The sequence below is a fragment of the Phaeospirillum tilakii genome (assembly GCF_042683125.1).
GTDB lineage: Bacteria > Pseudomonadota > Alphaproteobacteria > Rhodospirillales > Magnetospirillaceae > Phaeospirillum > Phaeospirillum tilakii.
Map to the genome: position 1 here is coordinate 19,204 of NZ_JBHUIY010000039.1, position 19,923 is coordinate 39,126.

General features: G+C 70.2%; 22 protein-coding genes and 1 tRNA gene. 15 read left to right on the top strand and 8 right to left on the bottom strand.

Annotation, left to right across the window (positions count from 1 at the left end; all coding sequences use genetic code 11):
- Positions 1 to 28 precede the first annotated feature (28 nt).
- From typA to ACFSNB_RS15530, 3 genes are all read left to right on the top strand, one after another.
- Positions 29 to 1,852, top strand: coding sequence for a translational GTPase TypA (gene typA / locus ACFSNB_RS15520; protein WP_377318193.1), 1,824 nt, complete (start codon positions 29 to 31; stop codon positions 1,850 to 1,852).
- 334 nt (positions 1,853 to 2,186) lie between these two features.
- Complete coding sequence (locus ACFSNB_RS15525) at positions 2,187 to 2,735, top strand: NifU family protein (RefSeq protein ID WP_377318195.1); 549 nt, start codon at positions 2,187 to 2,189, stop codon at positions 2,733 to 2,735.
- Between the two features lie 316 nt (positions 2,736 to 3,051).
- Positions 3,052 to 3,855, top strand: a complete 804-nt coding sequence (locus ACFSNB_RS15530) for a glucosaminidase domain-containing protein (protein WP_377318197.1) — start codon at positions 3,052 to 3,054, stop codon at positions 3,853 to 3,855.
- A 41-nt stretch (positions 3,856 to 3,896) separates the two neighbouring features.
- Here the strand turns inward: ACFSNB_RS15530 and dapB are convergent, their stop codons facing one another.
- A complete protein-coding gene (gene dapB, locus ACFSNB_RS15535) occupies positions 3,897 to 4,694 on the bottom strand; it encodes a 4-hydroxy-tetrahydrodipicolinate reductase (protein ID WP_377318199.1) in 798 nt (265 codons plus the stop codon).
- 56 nt (positions 4,695 to 4,750) lie between these two features.
- Positions 4,751 to 5,293 (bottom strand): mismatch-specific DNA-glycosylase, encoded by a 543-nt coding sequence (locus ACFSNB_RS15540; RefSeq protein ID WP_377318201.1) that lies wholly within the window; start codon positions 5,291 to 5,293, stop codon positions 4,751 to 4,753.
- 90 nt (positions 5,294 to 5,383) lie between these two features.
- Between ACFSNB_RS15540 and secB the strand changes: the two genes are divergently transcribed.
- On the top strand, positions 5,384 to 5,842 hold the full coding sequence (gene secB, locus ACFSNB_RS15545) for a protein-export chaperone SecB (RefSeq protein WP_377318203.1): 459 nt from the start codon (positions 5,384 to 5,386) through the stop codon (positions 5,840 to 5,842).
- Positions 5,843 to 5,845: 3 nt separating this feature from the next.
- Here secB and dnaQ read toward each other — a convergent pair whose 3' ends face one another.
- The 3 genes from dnaQ to ACFSNB_RS15560 are packed head-to-tail and all read right to left on the bottom strand — an operon-like array spanning position 5,846 to position 9,591.
- Entirely contained in the window at positions 5,846 to 6,544 is a 699-nt protein-coding gene (gene dnaQ / locus ACFSNB_RS15550) for a DNA polymerase III subunit epsilon (protein WP_377318205.1), read from the bottom strand.
- A 39-nt stretch (positions 6,545 to 6,583) separates the two neighbouring features.
- Complete coding sequence (locus ACFSNB_RS15555) at positions 6,584 to 7,867, bottom strand: DUF2336 domain-containing protein (RefSeq protein WP_377318207.1); 1,284 nt, start codon at positions 7,865 to 7,867, stop codon at positions 6,584 to 6,586.
- Positions 7,852 to 9,591 carry a sensor domain-containing diguanylate cyclase gene (locus tag ACFSNB_RS15560; protein ID WP_377318209.1) on the bottom strand — a complete coding sequence of 580 codons (1,740 nt, stop codon included), beginning with the start codon at positions 9,589 to 9,591 and terminating at the stop codon, positions 7,852 to 7,854. The genes ACFSNB_RS15555 and ACFSNB_RS15560 overlap by 16 nt, the downstream gene beginning before the upstream one ends.
- 126 nt (positions 9,592 to 9,717) lie before the next feature.
- On the opposite strand from ACFSNB_RS15560, the gene ACFSNB_RS15565 reads away from it, so the two are divergent.
- The 4 genes from ACFSNB_RS15565 to ACFSNB_RS15580 all read left to right on the top strand — a co-directional run bounded on the left by ACFSNB_RS15565 (position 9,718) and on the right by ACFSNB_RS15580 (position 14,547).
- The gene (locus tag ACFSNB_RS15565; protein WP_377318211.1) at positions 9,718 to 10,977 is read left to right on the top strand and encodes a glycosyltransferase family 4 protein; all 1,260 of its coding nucleotides are present in this window, start codon (positions 9,718 to 9,720) and stop codon (positions 10,975 to 10,977) included.
- A 145-nt stretch (positions 10,978 to 11,122) separates the two neighbouring features.
- Positions 11,123 to 12,079, top strand: a complete 957-nt coding sequence (gene mbfA / locus ACFSNB_RS15570) for an iron exporter MbfA (protein WP_377318213.1) — start codon at positions 11,123 to 11,125, stop codon at positions 12,077 to 12,079.
- 112 nt (positions 12,080 to 12,191) lie between these two features.
- Positions 12,192 to 13,196: a hypothetical protein gene (locus ACFSNB_RS15575; RefSeq protein WP_377318215.1), complete on the top strand. Its 1,005-nt coding sequence runs from the start codon at positions 12,192 to 12,194 to the stop codon at positions 13,194 to 13,196.
- A gap of 7 nt (positions 13,197 to 13,203) precedes the next feature.
- On the top strand, positions 13,204 to 14,547 hold the full coding sequence (locus ACFSNB_RS15580; RefSeq protein WP_377318217.1) for an MBOAT family O-acyltransferase: 1,344 nt from the start codon (positions 13,204 to 13,206) through the stop codon (positions 14,545 to 14,547).
- Between the two features lie 130 nt (positions 14,548 to 14,677).
- On the opposite strand, the gene ACFSNB_RS15585 is transcribed toward ACFSNB_RS15580, so the two are convergent.
- Positions 14,678 to 14,752: transfer RNA gene (locus tag ACFSNB_RS15585), tRNA-Gly, on the bottom strand.
- 144 nt (positions 14,753 to 14,896) lie between these two features.
- Positions 14,897 to 15,469 carry a D-alanyl-D-alanine dipeptidase gene (gene ddpX, locus ACFSNB_RS15590; protein ID WP_377318219.1) on the bottom strand — a complete coding sequence of 191 codons (573 nt, stop codon included), beginning with the start codon at positions 15,467 to 15,469 and terminating at the stop codon, positions 14,897 to 14,899.
- Between the two features lie 43 nt (positions 15,470 to 15,512).
- On the opposite strand from ddpX, the gene tsaB reads away from it, so the two are divergent.
- Together tsaB and ACFSNB_RS15600 are read left to right on the top strand one after the other, a co-directional pair.
- The gene (gene tsaB / locus ACFSNB_RS15595) at positions 15,513 to 16,175 is read left to right on the top strand and encodes a tRNA (adenosine(37)-N6)-threonylcarbamoyltransferase complex dimerization subunit type 1 TsaB (RefSeq protein ID WP_377318221.1); all 663 of its coding nucleotides are present in this window, start codon (positions 15,513 to 15,515) and stop codon (positions 16,173 to 16,175) included.
- Positions 16,172 to 16,681 carry a GNAT family N-acetyltransferase gene (locus tag ACFSNB_RS15600; RefSeq protein WP_377318223.1) on the top strand — a complete coding sequence of 170 codons (510 nt, stop codon included), beginning with the start codon at positions 16,172 to 16,174 and terminating at the stop codon, positions 16,679 to 16,681. The genes tsaB and ACFSNB_RS15600 overlap by 4 nt, the downstream gene beginning before the upstream one ends.
- A 1-nt stretch (position 16,682) precedes the next feature.
- Here ACFSNB_RS15600 and ACFSNB_RS15605 read toward each other — a convergent pair whose 3' ends face one another.
- Entirely contained in the window at positions 16,683 to 16,958 is a 276-nt protein-coding gene (locus tag ACFSNB_RS15605; RefSeq protein WP_377318225.1) for a sulfurtransferase TusA family protein, read from the bottom strand.
- A 72-nt stretch (positions 16,959 to 17,030) separates the two neighbouring features.
- On the opposite strand from ACFSNB_RS15605, the gene ACFSNB_RS15610 reads away from it, so the two are divergent.
- From ACFSNB_RS15610 to ACFSNB_RS15630, 5 genes are all read left to right on the top strand, one after another.
- Positions 17,031 to 17,450, top strand: coding sequence for a Ros/MucR family transcriptional regulator (locus ACFSNB_RS15610; RefSeq protein ID WP_377318227.1), 420 nt, complete (start codon positions 17,031 to 17,033; stop codon positions 17,448 to 17,450).
- A 95-nt stretch (positions 17,451 to 17,545) separates the two neighbouring features.
- Positions 17,546 to 17,977 carry a Fur family transcriptional regulator gene (locus tag ACFSNB_RS15615; protein WP_377318229.1) on the top strand — a complete coding sequence of 144 codons (432 nt, stop codon included), beginning with the start codon at positions 17,546 to 17,548 and terminating at the stop codon, positions 17,975 to 17,977.
- Positions 17,978 to 18,020: 43 nt separating this feature from the next.
- Positions 18,021 to 18,830: a GNAT family N-acetyltransferase gene (locus tag ACFSNB_RS15620; RefSeq protein WP_377318231.1), complete on the top strand. Its 810-nt coding sequence runs from the start codon at positions 18,021 to 18,023 to the stop codon at positions 18,828 to 18,830.
- Between the two features lie 8 nt (positions 18,831 to 18,838).
- Positions 18,839 to 19,636, top strand: coding sequence for a lysophospholipid acyltransferase family protein (locus ACFSNB_RS15625; protein WP_377318233.1), 798 nt, complete (start codon positions 18,839 to 18,841; stop codon positions 19,634 to 19,636).
- Between the two features lie 51 nt (positions 19,637 to 19,687).
- On the top strand, positions 19,688 to 19,923 hold a 236-nt coding region (locus tag ACFSNB_RS15630), incomplete at its 3' end, for a hypothetical protein (protein ID WP_377318235.1).

Consider the following 19,923-nt stretch of genomic DNA (forward strand, 5'->3'; position numbering starts at 1 on the left):
TCCCCCCCTCAGAGCTACAGGCCCGTTCATGGAACTGCGCAACATCGCCATCATCGCCCACGTCGATCACGGCAAGACCACCCTGGTCGACGCCATGCTCAAACAGTCGGGCACCTTCCGCGCCAACCAGCAGGTGGCCGAACGGGTGATGGACTCGAACGATCTCGAAAAAGAGCGCGGGATCACCATCCTGGCCAAGTGCACCTCGGTCGAGTGGAAGGGGGTGCGGATCAACATCGTCGACACCCCCGGCCACGCCGATTTCGGTGGCGAGGTCGAACGCATCCTGTCGATGGTCGACGGGGTGGTGGTGCTGGTCGACGCGGCCGAAGGGCCGATGCCCCAGACCAAGTTCGTCACCGGCAAGGCGCTCGGCCTCGGCCTGCGCCCGATCGTGGTGATCAACAAGGTCGATCGCGGCGACGCCCGGCCGCATGAGGTCCATGACGAGGTGTTCGACCTGTTCGCCGCGCTCGACGCCGACGACGAGCAGCTCGACTTCCCGACCATGTTCGCGGTCGGCCGCGACGGCTGGGCCGACGATTCGCTGGAAGGGCCGCGTCAGGACCTGTCGGCGCTGTTCGACCTGATCGTCCGCCACGTCCCGGCGCCCAAGCGCGAGATCGAGGCCCCGTTCGCGATGCTGGCCACCACGCTCGAGGCCGATCCCTATCTCGGCCGCGTGCTGACCGGGCGGATCCATTCCGGCACCGCCAAGATCAACATGGCGGTCAAGGGCCTGTCGCGCGACGGCGAGCTGCTCGAACAGTTCCGCATCTCGAAGATCCTGGCCTTCCGCGGCATCGAGCGGGTGCCGGTCGATACGGCCGAGGCCGGCGACATCGTCGCCCTGGCCGGCATGACCAAATGCACCGTCGCCGACACCATCTGCGCCCCCGAGCAGGTCGAACCGCTGCACGCCCAGCCGATCGATCCGCCCACCCTGGCGATGATCTTTTCGGTCAATGACAGCCCGCTGGCCGGCCAGGAAGGCGACAAGGTCACCTCGCGCGTCATCGGCGCCCGGCTCTATCGCGAGGCGGAAAGCAACGTCGCCATCCGCATCCGCGAAACCGACGGCAAGGACGCCTTCGAGGTCGCCGGCCGCGGCGAACTCCAGCTCGGCGTGCTGATCGAGACGATGCGGCGCGAGGGCTTCGAACTCGGCGTGTCGCGCCCGCGCGTGCTGTTCCAGACCGACGAGAACGGCAAGCGCCTCGAACCGATCGAGGAAGTGTTCGTCGACGTCGACGAGGAATATTCCGGCGTGGTGGTCGAGAAGATGAGCCTGCGCAAGGCCGAACTGACCGGGATGCGTCCGTCCGGCGGCGGCAAGACCCGCGTCACCTTCCTCGCCCCCTCGCGCGGCCTGATCGGCTATCACGGCGAATTCCTCACCGATACCCGCGGCACCGGCCTGATGAACCGGGTGTTCCACGGCTACGCCCCCTACAAGGGGCCGATCGACGGCCGCCGCAACGGCGTGCTGATCTCGACCGGGACCGGCGACGCGGTGCCCTACGCGCTGTGGAACCTCGAGGAACGCGGCGCGATGTTCATCCCGGCCGGCGTCAAGGTCTATGAGGGGATGATCGTCGGCGAGCACAATCGCGGCAACGACCTCGAAGTCAACGTGCTGAAGGCCAAGCAGCTGACCAACATCCGCGCCTCCGGCAAGGACGAGGCGGTCAAGCTGACCCCGCACCGCCGCCTGTCGCTCGAACAGGCGATCGCCTACATCGAGGATGACGAACTGGTCGAGGTCACCCCGAAGTCGATCCGCCTGCGCAAGCGCCTGCTCGACCCCAACGAGCGCAAGAAGGCCGAACGCGCCAACAAGTCGGCTGACTGAGGCCAAAAAGCGTCCATGGGTTGCGCGGGCTCTGCCCGCGGACCCGCCGGGGCGATGCCCCGGACCCCCTTTTTATTCATCGACAAAGTGAGGGGTTCGGGGAGCTCTGCTCCCCGAGCGGGTGCGGGCGGCAGCCCGCCCAACCCTTGATATGGTACGCGCGCGGCGTGTATCGAGCCGGCTAGGCCGGATGTTTTTTTCCCGATCAAGACCTTGTTTCGCCGGTCGAATCGCATCGCCGTTCCGACGCGCGTGCCGGGCTTTGCTTGACTTGGCCCCGGCCCGGGGCCATCTAGGACTCCATGGTCCAGCCCTGAAGCGCTTGAGGAGTCCCATGTTCATCCAGACCGAACCGACCCCGAATCCCGCCACGCTGAAGTTTCTGCCCGGGTGTGACGTGATGCCGTCCGGCACCGCCGACTTCACCAGCAGCGAACAGGCCGCGGCTTCGCCGCTGGCGCAGCGTCTGTTCACCATCGACGGCGTCGCCGGCGTGTTCCTGGCCAGCGATTTCCTCACCGTCGCCAAAAGCGACGACGCCAACTGGCAGGTGATCAAGCCGCAGATCCTGGCCGCCATCACCGAGCATTTCGAATCCGGCCAGCCGGTGATCGAGGGCGCCGATGGCGAAGCCGGTGCCGGCGGCGACGAGGACGCGGTGGTCACCCAGATCAAGCAGCTGATCGAAACCCGGGTCCGTCCGGCCGTGGCCCAGGACGGCGGCGACATCATTTTCCGCGAATTCCGCGACGGGGTGGTCTACCTCCACCTGCGCGGCGCCTGCTCGGGATGCCCCAGCGCCGCCGCCACCCTGAAGCATGGCATCGAGAATATGCTTAAGTATTATATCCCCGAAGTGCAGGCGGTCCAGGCGGTGGCCTGATTTTCCGTTTTGTCACTGTTTTTTCACGGGCTCCGGGCGGTCACCCCCGGGGCCCGTTTCGTCTCCGGGGGACGCCCGCCCCGTCTCCCGTTCGGTTGGTTGCAGTTCAGTTAACAAGCCGATAAAATGCCCTTCATTATTGGTTCACACTCTGTCGAAACAAAAGGGGGAATACGCCGGCATGCCCACCGGTTTGGACCGATCTAGACTGTTTTCGTCTCTCTGTCTTGGCGTACTGATTGCCGGCACCGGCGGTTTGTACGGCTCTGTTCTGCAACAGAAAACCCAGACACCGCCGCCGGCGCCGACGCCGGTCGTGGCGGTCGCCGCCCCCCCGGCCCGCGCCGGGATCGGTGACGACGAACTGGCCAGCGCCGCCCGGCTCGACCGGGCCTTCCTCCGCATCGGCTACCAGCTCGACGCCATCCGCGATGGCGAGGCCGAGGTGCCGCCGCTGTTCCTGGAACGAGTGCCGCACGATCTCGACGACCTGCCCGACCCGGAAATCCGCAAGGCGGTGTTCCTGCGGGTGATGCTGCCGCTGGTGCTGGTGGTCAACGCCGAGATCGCCGCCGACCGCGCCCATCTCGAAGGCCTGCTGGCGCGCAAGGCGGCGCGGCAATCGCTGACCCGGCAGGACCGGCTGTGGCTGACCGCGCTGGCCGAACGCTACGATGTCGAGGACGGCGACACCGCCCAGTTGCTGGCGCGGGTCGATGAAGTGCCGCCGTCGCTGGCGCTGGCCCAGGCGGCCGAGGAAACCGGCTGGGGCACCTCGCGCCTGGTGCGGCGCAGCCGCAACCTGTTCGGCCTGACCGGCGACGACGACGACGCGCCCGGCATGCGCCGCTTCGGCTCGCTGAAGGAAGGGGTCCAGGCCTACCTGCACACCCTCAACACCCACCCGGCCTATGCCGGGCTGCGCCGGGCCCGCCAGCATGCCCACGCCGTCGGCCGCCCGGTCGATGGCCATCAACTGGCGGATTCGCTGTCGGCCTATTCCGAGCGGGGCAAGGCCTATGTCGGCACGATCCGCTCGCTGATCCGGCGCAACGATCTGGTGGCGTTCGACCGCGCCCGCCTCGCCGCCTCGATGCCGCTCAGTCTCGCCGCCAACTGACGGCGGGCGGCGGGGGCGGGGGCGCGCGGCCCCCGTCTTGCCTACAGGCCGAGCACGTCGCGCATCGAGTAGAGCCCGGGGGCGCGCCCCTCGGCCCACAGCGCCGCCCGCACCGCGCCACGGGCGAACACCGCCCGGCTCGACGCCTTGTGGGTCAACTCGACCCGCTCGCCCTCGGCGGCGAACACCACGCTGTGGTCGCCGACCACGTCGCCGCCGCGCAGGGTGGCGAAGCCGATCTCGCCGGCCGGACGCGGGCCGGTATGGCCGTCGCGGCTCTTGCACCAGACCTGATCGAGGGCGACGCGGCGGCCGGCGGCGGCGGCGCGGCCGAGGCCGAGCGCGGTGCCGCTGGGGGCATCGACCTTGTGGCGGTGATGCATCTCGACGATCTCGATGTCGTAATCCGGCCCGAGGATCGCGGCGGCGCGCTCGGTCAGCGCGGTCAGCAGGGTGACGCCGACGCTGAAATTGGGGGCGTGGACGATCACGGTGCGCCGTGCCGCCGCCGCCAGCGCCGCCTCGTCGTCGGGCGACAGGCCGGTGGTGCCGACCACCAGCACCTTGCCGTGCTCGGCCGCCAGCGCGGCATGGGCCACCGTCGCCGCCGGGGTGGTGAAGTCGATCACCGCGTCGGAGACGTCGAACAGCCCGGAAACACAGCCGGTCACGAACTGCCCGAGGGAGGCGCGACCGATCAGGCTGCCGAGATCCTGCCCCAGCGCGGGGGATTCCGCCCGTTCGCTGCCGCCGGCCAGACTGGCGCCCTCGCCGTCGAGCACCGCCTCCACCAGCATGCGTCCCATCCGCCCGGCACAGCCGCAAATCCCGATCTTCATCGCGCCCTCGTCGCAAACCTGAACTGAGGGCAGGTGTAGACCGGATCGGCCCAAAATCAAAGGGGGTCCGGGGCCTCGCCCCGGGCGGGGTGCGGGGCGGCCGCCCCGCCGAGGGCGCGGACCCGGCGGGCGAGATCGTGCCAGGGCGCCAGATCGAAATAGCGCCGCGCCCGCCCCGAGGTCGAGGGCACCACCCACAGCGGAATCCCGTCGAGGCTTTCCGCCTGAAGACCATACCCGACCCGCCCGGTCCCGAAATAACGCCCGGCGGCGAATTTGCTGTCGAACGCGATCAAAGCGGGCCGATGATGCCGCATCTTGGCGACGAAGCCGGCGCGGTCGAACCCGCCCGGAGTCAGCTCGGCATCGGCCCCCCACTCGGTCTTGTTGAGGTCGGTCAGCCCGATCCCATGATCGAGCAGTTCGGGATAGTGCGCGGGCTCCAGCCGCCGTGGCGTCAGCCCGACCGCGTGCAGGGTGGCCCAGAAGAGGTTGCCGGGATGGGCGTAATAGGCCGCCGCCTCCTTCGAGGCGCGGCTGGGGGCGCTGCCGCACAGCACCAAGGCGAGGCCGGGCCGCAGCAGATCGGGCAGAATCATCGGTGGTGCCCCGCCCTGTTGTCCGCCGGAGCGATCCGTGCTACCCGGAGACGTGGCCGCGCTGGCGCGGCGCGAACCGAGGAGAAACCGATGACCGAGACCCCGCAGGACGATACCGCCCCCTCGCTGAAAATCCACGGCCAGTATATCAAGGATCTGTCCTTCGAGGTTCCGGGCGCCCCGCAGGTGTTCTTCGACGGCGACGGACAGGCGCCCGACATTGCGCTCCAGGTCGATGTCAACGCCACCCCGGTGGCCGAAGGCGCCTTCGAGGTGGTGCTGCGGCTGCGCACCGAGGCGCGGGCGGGGGAGAAGACCCTGTTCATCGCCGAACTCGATTATGCCGGCCTGTTCTCGGTCCAGGTGCCGGAAGAGCATCTCGGCCCCTGCCTGCTGATCGAATGCCCGCGCCTGCTGTTCCCGTATGCCCGGGCGATCGTCGCCAGCCTGACCCGGGATTCCGGCTTCCCGCCGCTGGCGTTGCAGCCGCTCGACTTCGTCGCCCTCTACCGCGCCCGGCTCGAACAGCAGGCCGCCGGCAACGCCTGAGCCTCACCCTTCCTCCGCCGCCTGCCGGCGCCAGACCGGTGCCGCCTTGAAGCGGTCGAGGAAGGCGGCATGCGCCTCCGCCTCGGCCGCGCTCGGGGCGTGCGGGCGGGGCGGGCGGGCCACCCGCTCCACCGGCGCCGCCCGCCCGGCGGCGGCGGCGGCGGCGCGGACCCCCAGTTCGAGCCCGGGCTGACGCCCGCCAATCAATTGCAGATAGACCTCGGCCAGCAATTCGGCGTCGAGCAGCGCGCCGTGCTGGGTGCGGTGGCTGTTGTCGATGCCGAAGCGGCGGCACAGCGCGTCGAGATTGGCCTGGGCGCCGGGGAAACGCTTGCGCGCCATCGCCACCGTGTCGATCGCCCGGCTCATCGGCAGGGTCGGCCGCCCCAGCCGGGCCAGCTCGGCGTTGAGGAAGCGCATGTCGAACTCGGCATTGTGGATCACCAGCGGCGCGTCGCCGATGAAATCGAGGAACGAATCCGCCACCGCCGCGAACACCGGCTTGTCGGCGAGGAAGGCCGCCGACAGGCCGTGCACCTTGAACGCCTCTTCCGGCATGTCGCGTTCGGGATTGATGTAGCGGTGGAACACCTCGCCGCTCGGCAGGTGGTTGAACAGCGCGACGCAGCCGATTTCGACCAGCCGGTCGCCGGTCAGCGGGTCAAAGCCGGTGGTTTCGGTATCGAGCACGATCTCGCGCATCGCCTGAGTCCTCTCCTGGGGGCGCGACGGCGCCAGCCGTCATCCCTCTTCGGTGCCGAAGAATTCGATCTGCCACATCAGCTCGGCGGTGGACAGCGGAAAGGCGCCATCCGAGCGCGTCGGCAGCACCCGCGACGGCGGCAGATGCAGCAGCCGGGTCTGCAACAGGGTGGCGAGGCCGGCCGGCAAACCGGCGCGCCAGGTCACCGCGATGATCCCCTTGGCGCTCTGGGTGGCGACCACCTGGGCCACGGTGCCGAGCGGCAGCCGCCCGAGCAGGGTCAGCGCCGCCTCGACCAGGGCGGCGTCGCCGGCCAGCAGCGCCGCCTCGATCGTCGCCGCCGTCAGCTTGCCGTCGGCCTGGAGCGTCCGGGCGCGGGCCAGCGCCGCCTCGGCGGCGGAATAAGGCGGCGCGGCGGCGCCCGCCTCGGCCGGGGCGCTTTCCGCCAGCCGGCGTTCGACCTCGAGCGCCACCGCCGCGGCGGCCTGGGGATCGAGATCGTCGCGTTCGGCCAGCGCCCGCAGCAGGTCGGCGGCGACAAAGCGGGCCAGACGCTGGGTCGCCCGCGACGACAGGCGCGGCCGTTCGACCAGCGGGCGGTGCCAGGCCTCGATGTCGGCGGCGCGGGTGGTCAGCCGGTCGAGCGTCTCCTCGCGGATCTGGGCCAGCGGGTTGCCGAGCAGCACGGTGATCGCGGCGATGTCGTTGCTGGCGGCGATGGCGTCGCAGACCGGGCCGTTGAGCCCGGCGCGGTGCGAGATCGCCGTCAGCGCCCCGGGCACCGGGCTGGCGCCGATCACCGCGAGCAGATCCTCGTCGGTCAGCGCCGGCGAGAAGCGCAGCACCGGCCCCGACACCGCCAGCTCGGCGTCGCGGGCGAGGCGGCGCATCACCTCGGGCGGGGCGTCGGCGACGTCCTTCAGCGCCTCGGCCAGGATCAGCCGCACCCGCGCCACCTGATCGCGGGCGACGATCTCAAGCGCCTCGGAGGTGGCCTGATACCAGCGGGCGCGGTCCTCGGCGCTGAGGCCGACGCCGAGCCGGGCGATCTTGGCGGCGAGGTCGCCGCGCACCAGCGCGCTGTCGTCCGAGGCCAGCCGCAGATTGACCTGGACCGGCGCGGCGGGATTGAGGGCGACGGCGCGCCGCACCGCCGGATCGCGGTCCCCGGCCAGATAGACCAGCAGGTCCGGCCGCAGATCGGCGCGGCGGGCAAGATCGGCGCGGCGGCGGGGATCGGGATGGTTGGCCAGCGCCCGGGCGCGGTCGTCGGAAAGCGAACGGGGACGCCAGCCGAGCAGGCGTTTCAGCAAGCCGACCATGAGGCGTCGCCCCCTTCGGCGCGGCCGCCATGCCCGGCCGGCGGCGCCAGCCGCCACGCGCCCTTGCCGTCGCGCTTGACCTCGTACATCGCCTTGTCGGCCCGGGCGATCAGCGCCTCGATCGTCTCGGTCTCGCCGCCGGAATGGACCGCGACCCCGAGCGAGAACAGCAGCGGCTTGTCCGGGCTGCCGGAGAAGCAGGCCAGCCCGCGCCCCGCGTCCAGCAGTTCCTCGCAGCGCCGCACCGCGGTCTTCTCCTCGGCGCAATCGAGCCAGATGGCGAATTCGTCGCCGCCGAGGCGGGCGATCAGGTCGGTCGGCCGGGTGTGCTGCACCATCAGGTCGCGCACCGCCAGCAGGGCGCGGTCACCGGTCTGATGGCCGTGGACGTCGTTGACCGCCTTGAAATTGTCGAGATCGACATAGATCAGCGCCGCCGGCCGCCCCTCGCGCAGCAGGCGGTGGAAGCGGCGGGCGATCTCCTCGAAGAAGGCGCGGCGGTTGTAGAGCCCGGTCAGCCCGTCGGTGCGCGACAGCCGCAGCACCCGTTCGTGATTGGCGATCTGCTCGGCGGCGAGGCCGACCTGATTGGCGACGTCGTCGATCAGCAGGCGGTCGTCGTCGCCCCAGGCCGGGCGCTCGGCGCTGCGCCACAGCAGCACCGCGCCATTGACCGAATGGCGGTAGCGGCACACCGTCGCCAGCACCCGCCAGCCGGGCTGTTCGCCCTCGAAATGGTCGGAATCCGCCAGGGTGTCGAGCACCGGCAGCGGCTCGCCCGCCGCGCCGAACGCCGCCGCCAGCGAGAAGTCCCCCTCCTCGCCGCCGAGGCGGTGGATCTGGCAGCCGGTGGCGCCAAGCGCCCGCGCCGTCGCCTCGGCCGCCGCCTGGAGCATCCCGCCCGGCTCGACCTCGTCGCGGATGGTGCGGACGATGTAGCTGAGCAGCCGCTCGCGGGCGTTGGCGCGCGACAGGGCGGCGTCGCGCAGCCGTTCCTGGGTGACGTCGCGGCAGACGCCCCGGGCGCCGCGCCATTCGCCCTGATCGCCGCGCAGCGGGGTGGCCGAGGTCAGCACGCAGACCTGGCCGCCATCGTTCTGGCGCATCCAGACCTCGATGTCCTCGACCGGGCCGCTGGCCTCGAACGGGTTGATGATGAAGCTGGCCTCGCCGGGGACGATGAAATCGGCCGGGCGGCGGCCGATCAGCTCGTCGGCGGCATGGCCGAGCGCCCCTTTCGGGCTGACGAAGACGAAGCGGCCGTCGGGGCCGATCTCCCAGGCGAAATCGCTCGAGATCTCGACCAGATCCTTGTAACGCTGGCGGGATTCGACCAAAGCGGCGCGCAGGTTGCGTTCGAGGGTGACGTCGCGCCCGATCAGCAGCGCCCGCCCGTCCGCCGCCGGCACCACCACCAGATCGAGCACCTGGGTGCCGCCATCGGGCAGCGGCAGGCATTCGAGCGAGGTCGCCCCCGGCATCTCGCGCAGATCCTCGAGACAGGCGATCCGCCCCTGGGCCAGCGCGGCGGCGAGGGCGTCGCTGCGCCGGTTGCCGGCCAGCATCCGCCCGGCGGGGTCGAGCACCACAACCGGCCCGGGGAAGGCATCGAGGCCGTCAAACCCGAACGAGAGATCGGGCAGCGGATCGGCGGGAGCATCGCCGCCGGCGCGATCCTCGCGCCCCGCCCATTCGTCAACCCGTCCAGAACGCTCGCTTTTCATCTGTCATCCATAGCATAGCCGGCTTCGGGAAACGACTCCCGATGCCCCGGCGTCCCACCGGGCCGCCCGGACCGGCGGTGGCGGTTAGGCGTCGCCTCCCGCGCCGCTTTGCGGTAAACATCCTGCATGCGCATCCTCTTCCTAAGCGAGAATTATCCGCCGGAAACCAACGCGGCCGCGACCCGGGTATCGGAACGGGCGGCCTACTGGGTTGCCGCCGGCCATCAGGTCACCGTGCTGACCTCGGCCCCCAATTTTCCCGGCGGCAGGCTGTTTCCGGGCTGGCGCAACCGCTGGCGGCAGGTCGAAACCCGCGACGGCGTCCGGGTGGTGCGGGTCAAGACCTACATCGCCGCCAATGAAGGTGTGGTGCGTCGGATCCTGGATTTCCAGTCCTTCATGGTCAGTGCGGTGCTCGCCGGCCTGTTCGAGCGCCGCCCCGACGTGGTGGTGGCGACCAGCCCGCAATTCTTCGCCGCGGTCGGCGGCTGGGCGCTGGCGGCGCTGCGGCGGGTGCCGTTCGTGTTCGAACTGGGCGACCTGTGGCCGCGCTCGATCAGCGCGGTGGGGGCGATGCGCGACGGCGCGGCGCTGCGCGGGCTGGAACGGCTCGAACTGTTTCTCTATCGCCGCGCCGCCGCGGTGGTGGCGCTGACCCACGCCTTCAAGGCCGACCTGATCGGCCGTGGCATCCCGGCCGCCAAGATCGCGGTGGTGATCAACGGCGTCGATCTGCCCCGCTACGCCCCCCGGCCGCGCGATGCCGCCCTGGCGGCGGAATGGGGGGTGGGCGACGGCGATTTCGTCGTCGGCTATGTCGGGACCCACGGCATGGCCCATGGCCTGATCAACGTGCTCGACGCCGCCGAGCGGCTGCGCGACCGGCCGGACCTGCGCTTCCTGCTGGTCGGGGCCGGGGCGGAACGGCGGATGCTGGTCGAGGCCGCCGCCGCGCGCGGGCTCGACCGGGTGGTGTTCGGCCCGCCCCAGCCCAAGGAGCGGATGCCGGCGGTGTGGTCGCTGTGCGACGTCGCCCTGGTCCATCTCAAGGATTCGCCCGCCTTCGCCGAGGTGATCCCGTCGAAGATGTTCGAGGCGATGGGGATGGGGCTGCCGCTGCTGCTGGTGGCTCCGGAGGGCGAGGCCTCGCGCCTGCTCGCCGCCGACGGCGCCGGGCGCTGGGTGCCGGCGGGCGATCCCGCCGCTTTGGCGGCGGCGGTGCGGGCACTGGCCGATGACGGCGACAGCCGGCGCGGGTTGGCCGAAGCCAGTCTGGCCGCCGCGCCACGCCATACCCGCCAGCGTCAGGCCGAGCTGTTCATCGCCGTGCTGGAGCGGGTGGTCGCCGGGGAGGGGCCGGCGCGGGCGGGGGAAATCGAGGGGTAAGGACCGTTATGCGGGCTTTGCCCGCCCCCACCAGGACCCTGAGGGTCCTGGACCTCCCAAGGGAAAAACCACGGCGCCCCCTGACGGCCGCGCGGTCGCTCGGCTACACTGGGCGGCGCCGTCGTTTTGGCATGGGGGGAAAGGGATGAAGAATTTCTCGGAACTGTCCGAGCAGGAGCTGCTCGCGCTGGCGATCACGCTCGAGGAGGAAGACAACCGGATCTATACCGCCTACGCCTACCGCCTGCGCGACGATTATCCCGACACCGCGCGGATGCTGACGGCGATGGCCGACGAGGAAAGCGAGCATCGCCACCATCTGCTCGATCTCTACCGCGCCAAGTTCGGCGATTTCATCCCGCTGATCCGCCGCCAGGACGTCAAGGGCTTCGTCGAACGCCGGCCGGTGTGGCTGGCCCCGACCCTCGGCATCGACAAGGTGCGGGATCAGGTCGGGGTGATGGAGGCGGAAACCCGCCGCTTCTATCTGCGCGCCGCCCAGCAATCGCGCGACGCCGCCATCCGCCAGTTGCTGGGCGACCTCGCCGCCGAGGAAAGCCGCCACGAAACCCGCGCCGGCGAACTGGAGGCGACCCTGGTGCCGGCCGGAGTCCGCGCCCAGGAGAGCGAGGCGCAGCGGCGGCTGTTCGTGTTGCAGATCGTCCAGCCGGGTCTGGCCGGGCTGATGGACGGCTCGGTCTCGACCCTGGCGCCGCTGTTCGCGGCGGCGTTCGCCACCCTCAACAGCTGGGAGACGCTGCTGGTCGGCCTCGCCGCCGCGATCGGCGCCGGCATCTCGATGGGCTTCGCCGAGGCGCTGTCCGACAACGGCTCGCTGACCGGGCGGGGCAGCCCGCTGCTGCGCGGCCTGATCTGCGGGGCGATGACCACCCTGGGCGGACTCGGCCATGCCCTGCCCTACCTGATTCCCGATTTTCATACCGCCACGGCGCTGGCGGTGGCGGTGGTGCTGGTCGAGCTGGGACTGATCGCCTGGATCCGCAAACGCTACATGGACACCCCGCTGGTGTCGGCGGTGCTCCAGGTGGTGCTGGGCGGCGTGCTGGTGTTCCTCACCGGCATCCTGATCGGCAGCGCCTGAGCCGCCCGGGGGGACCGGAAACCAACGGCGGGGCACGGTCAAGACGGAAAGCTTGGCACGGCCCCACCGAAACAATATAACGGGCGCCTCCTTCCGATCGGTTGGGTTGCAAATGGCGCCCCGTCTTTTTTTATCCTTTTCCGCACTCGCCCTGTTGGCCCTGATCGTGATCGGCCTGTGGCCGGTTCCGCCCTATCGCGCCTCGTATCGGGTGCTGGGCTGCCTCGACCGCGAGGTGCTGTACGAGTCCAAGCTCGAACAGGCCCGGACCGACCCCCGCTACGACCTGATGACCTTCGGCAACAGCCGGGTGATCGATGTCGGCGCGGGGGAACTCGACCTGCCCGGTCCGCGTTTCTTCAGCATGGGGATCGGCGGCACCTCGTTCCGCCAAAGCGTCGTCACCCTCGCCGCCCTGGCCGACGCCGGCAAGGCGCCGCGCGTCGCCGTGCTGTCGTTCGACAATGTCGCCCTGCTCTACGCCCAGCTTCCCTACGATTTCCCCCTGCCGCCCGCGCGCTGGCGGTTGCGGGGAGACGACCTCGCCGCGCTGATCGACGCCCCCTACGCGGTCGGCCCCGACTGGCGCAAGTTCTTCCGCAACCTCGCCGTCACCGAAATGGCGGCGCTGGCCCGCACCATCAACCTGTTCCGCCTTGAGGAACGATTGTTCGCCTGGGCCGGAATGGTCCCCGATGGCCGTTCCTGCCACGTCTGGGACGCCGACGGCAGCCACCGCCGCCCGCCGGTCGAGCGGGAACTGAGCGGGGCCGCGCCCAAGCCCTGGCCGGTCTACGAGGACCGCTATCCCCTGCTTGAGCATGATCTCGACCGCCTTGCCCGGATCCAGGCCGCCGGCACCCGGGTGATCATCTACGAAAGCCCGCTTTATCCGGCGGTGGCCGACGCGCTCGACCCGGCCCTGCCGCCGGAAATGGCCGGCCAGCGCCGCCGCCTGATCGAGGGCTGCCGGGCGCGCGGGCTTGAATGCCACCCCGCGCCGCGCCTCGCCGGCAGCGTCGAGGACGGTTTCTGGCCCGACGCCACCCACGCCCCGCCCCGCGCGCTCGGCCACTTCATCGCCGGTCTGGTCCGCCCGCACCTCGCCACGCCCTGAGGCGCCCATGCTGTTCAATTCCCCGGTTTTCCTGCTGCTGTTCCTGCCGCTGTCGGCCGCGCTGTTCTTCTGGGAACCGCTGCGGCGCTGGCGGCTGCCGCTGGTCACCGTGCTGTCGCTGCTGTTCTATGACATCTCGGCCGGCGACAAGCAGTTGCTGATCCTGGCGGTCTGCATCGGCTGGGTCCATCTGCTCGCCGTCCCCGGCAACGGCCGGCGGCTGGCGCTGGCGCTGGCGTTGCCGGTGGGGGTGCTGCTCTATTTCAAATATGCCGGTTTCCTGCTCGGCACGGTCGGACTCGGCGATCTGGTGCGGCCGGCCAAGGAAGGGATTCCCGCCGGGATCTCGTTCTACGTCTTCCATCTCGCGTCGTTCGCGATCGACCGCTACCGCGGCGACATTCCCGCCCGGCCGCCGCTGGCCGCCTTCGCCAGCTATGTCAGCTTTTTCCCCCAGTTGATCGCCGGGCCGATCACCCGCTTCCGTCAGGTCGGCGACAATCTGCGCCGGCTGCCCGGGTACCGCGCCACCGGCGCGACGCTGTGGGGCGGCGTCGCCCTGTTCGTGGTCGGGCTGGGCGCCAAGGTGCTGCTGGCCGACCCGCTCGACCGGGTGGTGGCGCCGCTGTTCGCCACGGTCGGCGAGCTCGACCGCCTCCAGGCCCTGTTCGCGATCTTCGGCTACAGCTTCCGCATTTATTTCGATTTCTACGGCTACTCGATGATGGCGATGGGGCTGGGCCTCGCCTTCGGCGTGCCGCTGCCGCGCAATTTCGACCAGCCCTACCGCTCGTTCAGCCCGAAGGAATTCTGGCGCCGCTGGCATATGAGCCTGTCGTTCTGGATCCGCGACTATCTCTATCTGCCGCTCGGCGGCAACCGCCACCATGCCCGCAACATCCTGATCGTGTTCGCGGTGTGCGGCCTGTGGCACGGCGCCGGCTGGAACTTCATCGTCTGGGGGCTCTATCACGGCCTGCTGGTGCTGCTGTACGGCGCCACCCGCCCCGGCTGGGACCGCCTGCCGCGCCCGGCCGGGCAGGCGCTGACCTTCCTGCTGGTGTCGCTCGGCTGGCCGCTGTTCGCCCTCGATCTGCCCTCGTTCGTCCTGCTGGCGCAGACGGTGGTACTCGGCGGCACCACCCCCACCATGCCGGCGGTGGAGCTGGCCGGCTGGCTGCTGCTGGCCGCCGCCGCCCTGGCCACCTTCGCGCTCGACACCGACCGCCTCGCCAGCCTCGATCCGGCCGAACCCGGCTATCGCTGGCGCCAGCTGGCGCTGGCGGCGATCGCGGCGGTCTCGCTGACCCTGATCGAGGGCAGCCGGCCGTTCATCTATTTCCAGTTCTGAACCGGCGCCCTCCGGCGGCAGGCCACGCCGCCGGGGGGGAGCGAAGGAAAGATCAAGACGCGCAAAAGCGAAAGGCCGGGCTTGGGGCCCGGCCTGTCAGTATATCGCTTGATGTCGTCTTTATCGAAATTGGAGCGGGCGAAGGGATTCGAACCCTCGACCCCAACCTTGGCAAGGTTGTGCTCTACCCCTGAGCTACGCCCGCTCAATTTCGGCGTCCAGTGCTGCGTTCCAGCGTCTGGAGGCCCGCATAATACGAAAACTTTCGGATCGCGCAAGCCCTTTTTTTGACTTTTTTGCGACGGCGGGCGATTTCGTCAAAAAACCGCCCGCCAGGCCGTTTCCGCCCTCAGGCCGGCAGCATCGCCGCCGGGCCCAGCACCGCGTCGGCCAGCACCGGATAGCGCCGGCGGGCATGCGGCAGCTGGTAGTGCCACCATTCGAGCGGATTGGCGCTCCAGCCGGCGGCGGCCATCACTCCGAGCAGCAGGGCGCGGTGGCGCTGCGCCGCGATCGGCAGGTCGGTGCGGCCGTGATGCGACAGCGGGGTGAAGGCGTCGAAGCCGGTGCCGAGGTCGAGCGCCTCGCCGCTGGCGGCGTCGAGCAGGTCGAGGTCAAGCGCCACCCCGCGCGAATGGGGCGAGCCGGTGCGGGGATCGGCGAGGAATTCCGGGTCGGGCCGCACCGCCCACAGCCGCCATTGCGCCTCGGCCGGGCGGAAGGCGTCGCGCAGCCTGAGCCGCAGGCCGAGCGGCCGGGCCAGCGCGATCGCCCGTTCGAGCGGACCGACCGCGTCGGCATGCAGCCAGCAGCCGGCCTCGGGGCGATAGACCGGGCGGCCGGTGAAATTGTCGGGGGTGGCGTAGGCCAGGGCGAGGGCGAGATCGAAACGATCGGGGGTAATCGAAACCAGCGGGGACATCTTAGCTCTTTTCTTGCCGCGGAGGGCGCAGTATAGCCCGCCCATGATCGTCCTCGCCATCGACGCCTCCACCAGCGCCTGTTCCGCCGCCCTGCGGCGCGACGGCCGCATCGCCGCCCATCGGCTCACCGCGATGGCCCGGGGCCAGAGCGAGGCCCTGCTGCCGATGGTGGCGGCTGTGATGGCCGAGGCCGGCCAGGATTTCGCCGGGCTCGACCTGATCGCGGTGACGGTGGGGCCGGGCGCCTTCACCGGCCTGCGCATCGGCCTGGCCGCCGCGCGCGGGCTGGCGCTGGCCGCCGGCCGGCCGCTGGCCGGGATCGCCACCCCGCTGGCGGTGGCGGCGGCGGTGCCGGCGGCCGAACGCGCCGGCCGCGTCCTGGTCGTCGCCCTCGAGTCCCGCCGCGACCGCCCCTGGGTCCAGTTGTTCGACCCCGACCTCGCCCCGCTGACGGCGGTGGCGGCGCTCACCCCGGCCGAAGTGGAAAGCGCGCTGGCCGGCCGCCCCGCCTTGCTGGCCGGCGACGGCGCCGCCGCGCTGGCGGGCACCCTGCCGGCGGCCACCACCGCCACCAGCCCGGGCTGGCCCGACGCGGCGGTGGTGGCGGCGCTGGCGGCCGAACGCTGGCCGCGCGGCGACACCCTGCCGGCCGAGCCGCTTTACCTGCGCCCGCCCGACGTCACCCTGGCCGGAGCGGCACGATGATCGAACTGGTCGCGGCGGCGATGCCGCATGCCGAGGTGATGGCCGGAATGCATGCCGTCTGCTTCGCCGAGCCGTGGAGCCCGCGCTCGATGGCCGAGGTGCTGCTGATGCCGGGCAGCCAGGGCCTGATCGCGGTCGATGGCGCCAGCCTGCGGCCGAGCCTCGCCCCGCCGGGGCCCGCCGGGCTGGTGATGTGGCGCTGCCTGGGCGACGAGGCCGAGATCCTGACCATCGCCGTGCTGCCGCCCTGGCGCCGCCAGGGAGTTGGGGCGCTGCTGCTGACGGCGGCGCTGCGCGACGCGGCGGCGCGGGGGGCGGCGACGATGTTCCTCGAGGTCGCCGCCGACAACGATCCGGCCCAGGCGCTCTACCGCCGCCACGGCTTCGAGCCGCTCGGGCGGCGTAAGGGTTATTACCACGGTATCGACGCACTGACGATGCGTCTTCCCCTGGAAAAGCCCAAGTCAACGCCGGGTGCCGCCGAAGATCCCGGCCCCGTTGAATAACTTATGACTTGATCACCAGGAGTCGATGCGGACCATCGGGGTCGTTCTGATCGATTGGCGTCAACGCCAGGATCTGATGTCCCAATTCGCGAATCGAGCGCGGGACGTTTTCAATCACCTCGCGGCCTTTCAGCCAGATCTCCGCGCTCTCGCCAGAAACCATCCGTTCCAACAGCAACTTGGCCTTGACGAAGGTCATCGGGCAGACATCTCCCATGATGTCAAGGCTGTAGTTCGGAGTCTCAGTCATGCGTCCCGAGTCATCTTGCATTGTCATATTGGTTATTGCTTCGTCACCGGCAAAAAATTATATAGGGCCTTCCAATCAGGAGAAGGAGGCGTGCTCCAGATGCCGGAGCGTTCGGAAAAGGGTGATCTTCTTGCGCTGACGACCGAAATCGTGGCGGCGCATGTCGGCAACAACAATGTGGCTCTCGGCGAACTGCCCCATCTGATTCAGGAGGTCTATCGGACCCTGGCGGCGGTGGGAACCGCGCCGGCCGCGCCGGAACGGCCGCAGCCCGCGGTGGCGGTGCGCAAATCGGTGACTCCTGACTACATCATCTGTCTGGAGGATGGCAAGAAACTGAAGATGTTGAAACGCCACCTCAAGACCGCTTACAACATGACCCCGGAAGAGTACCGGGACCGCTGGGGCCTGCCGCCGGATTATCCGATGGTCGCCCCCAACTACGCCCAGCATCGCTCCAGCTTGGCCAAGAAGATCGGTCTGGGAACCAAGCCCCGGACCCGCAAGCGGGCGGTGTAAGGCGGCAGGCGCCGGCCTGGGAACCTTCGGACGCCGCGACGACGGCGTCCGAACGGGCGGGCCGGCGTCGCGGACGCCGCATCATCGGATAGGTCATGGTCTCGCGGATCGAACAGCGCTGCATCGACAAAGGGATGAAAATGACCGAGCAGCGCCGGGTGATCGCCCGCGTGCTGTCGGACTCGGCCGACCACCCCGACGTCGAGGAGGTCTATCGCCGCGCCACCCGGATCGACCCCAACATCAGCATCGCCACGGTTTACCGCACCGTCCGCCTGTTCGAGGAAGCCTCGATTCTCGAGCGCCACGATTTCGGCGATGGCCGCGCCCGCTACGAGGAAGCGGCGGGCGATCATCACGACCATCTGATCGACGTCCAGTCGGGCGCGGTGATCGAATTCACCAGCTCCGAGATTGAAGCGCTCCAGCGGGAAATCGCCCGCCGTTATGGCTTCCGTCTGGTCGGCCATCGGTTGGAGTTGTACGGAGTTCCGTTGACTCCCGACGATGAACGGGCAGAGAAATAACGGGCGCGGCCCATCCGCGTTTGCCGACGGACCCAGAGGAACCATGCCATCCGCTCTTCCGGCAGAGGAATCGACCGAGCGCCTCGACGTCAGACTCGCCCGTGGGGATGACGAGATCGCCGCCGCCCAGACCCTGCGCTACCGGGTGTTCTATGAGGAAATGGGGGCCCACCCCACCGACCTGACCCGCGCCCGCCGCCGCGACGTCGATGAATTCGACGCGGTGTGCGACCATCTGCTGGTGATCGACCGCGCCCGCGGCGACGGCGCCGAGGGCGTCGTCGGCACCTATCGCCTGATGCGCCGCACCGCCGGGGAACGCTACGGCCGGTTCTACACCGCCGGCGAGTATGACATCGCGCCGATCCTGGCCACCGGCTGCCGCTTCATGGAACTCGGCCGCTCCTGCGTCGATGCCGGCTACCGCAACGGCGCGACGATGAAGAAGCTGTGGGACGGCATCGCCGCCTATGTGTTCGAGCACGACGTCGAGCTGATGTTCGGCTGCGCCAGCCTGCCCGGCACCGATCCCGATCAGGTCGCCGGCGACCTGTCCTATCTCTATCACTACCACCTCGCCCCCGAGGCGCTGCGGCCGCGCGCGCTGCCGTCGCTTTATGTCGACATGAACCGCCGCGCCAAGGACGACCTCAATCCCCGCCGCGCTTTGGCCGAGCTGCCGCCGCTGATCAAGGGCTATCTCCGCCTCGGCGGTTTCGTCGGCGACGGCGCGGTGATCGACCACCAGTTCAACACCACCGACATCTGCGTGCTGGTCAAGACCGACCTGATCACCGCCAAATATCTCAGCCATTACGGCCGCAACGCGCGTGACGCCGGGGCCGAAGGCTGACGGTGGCGATGGTATCCCCGGCCCTCGCCCTGCTCCGCTTCACCGCCTTCTGTCTGTGGACCCTGCTGCTCGTCCCGCCTTATCTGATGCTGCGGGTGATCTCGCACCGGGTGGCGGCCCGCTTCGTCGTCGCCTACTGGCGCGGGGTGATGCGGCTGATCGGGTTCGAGGTGGTGGCGCACGGCGCCCCCGCCGCCGCCCTTGGGCCGGTGCTGTTCGTCGCCAACCATGCCAGCTACCTCGACATCATCGTGCTGGGCGGGCTGATTCCGGCCTGTTTCATCGCCAAGGCCGAGGTGGCGGGCTGGCCCGGCTTCGGTTTTCTCGCCCGCCTCGCCCGCACCGTGTTCGTCGATCGCCGCCCCGCCGCCACCGCGCGCGAGCGCGACGGCATCCGCCGCCGGCTGGAACACGGCGATTCGCTGATCCTGTTCGCCGAGGGCACCAGCAACGACGGCAACGGCGTGCTGCCGTTCAAGAGCGCGCTGCTGTCGGTGGCCGAGGCCGCCCTGCCCGCCGCCGGCGGCGCCGAACAGCCGCTGCCGGTGCAGCCGGTGTCGCTGGCCTACACCCGGCTCGACGGGCTGCCGCTCGGGCGGGCGTTCCGCCCCTATTTCGCTTGGTACGGCGACATGACCCTGGCCGGCCATCTGTTCCGGGCGCTGGGGCTCGGCCGGGTCACCATCGAGGTGATGTTCCACCCGCCGACCACCCTGGCCGCGTTTCCGTCGCGCAAGGACCTCGCCTCGCACTGCCATGCCCAGGTCGCCGGCGGGGTCGCCACCCTGCTGGCGGGACGGGCCTGACCCCCGCATTCGCCCCCTCCACCCAGGCCGGGACAGGGACCTGACATCGCCATGGCCGCTCCTTCCTCTCGCCGACCTGGTTCGGGTGCCGGGCCTTCCCCCCGTGGGCTGTCGGTCGATCCCGATGACCGCCTGCTGCCCAGCGGCGCCCGCGACGAGCGCCCCGCCGCCGCCCCGGCCGAACCCCGCTTCTACCGCGAGGCGCGCGAGCATCCCCGCGCGCCGACCCCGCGCGCCGATTCCGGCCTGCGCGCCGAGCGCGCCGCCGCCGCGCGCCGCCCTCGGCC